The sequence below is a fragment of the Paraburkholderia sp. 31.1 genome (assembly GCF_014397645.1).
Classification (GTDB): domain Bacteria; phylum Pseudomonadota; class Gammaproteobacteria; order Burkholderiales; family Burkholderiaceae; genus Paraburkholderia; species Paraburkholderia tuberum.
Map to the genome: position 1 here is coordinate 1 of NZ_VZQN01000247.1, position 262 is coordinate 262.

At 62.6% G+C, this 262-nt stretch carries 1 protein-coding gene; it reads left to right on the forward strand.

Annotation, left to right across the window (positions count from 1 at the left end):
• The coding region (locus tag F6X37_RS37500) for a hypothetical protein (RefSeq protein WP_262420177.1) at window positions 1-262 on the forward strand (262 nt) is incomplete at both ends.

The following is a 262-nucleotide window of genomic DNA, read 5'->3' on the forward strand; positions in this document are numbered from 1 at the left end:
GTCGAGGTGGACGTCGACAGCGAACTCATACCCGTGGACAGTGAAGAGATACCCGTCGATGCGGAGGTCGACAGCGAGCTCACGCCCGTGGACAGCGAAGAGATGCCTGTCGAGGTCGACGTCGACAACGACGACATACCCGTCGACGTGGAGGTCGACAGCGAACCCAGGCCTGTGGACAGCGAATCCACACCGCTCTGCACCGTGCTGATCCCCGTCGAGGCCGACGTCGACAGCGAAGAAATACCCGTCGACGCAGAGG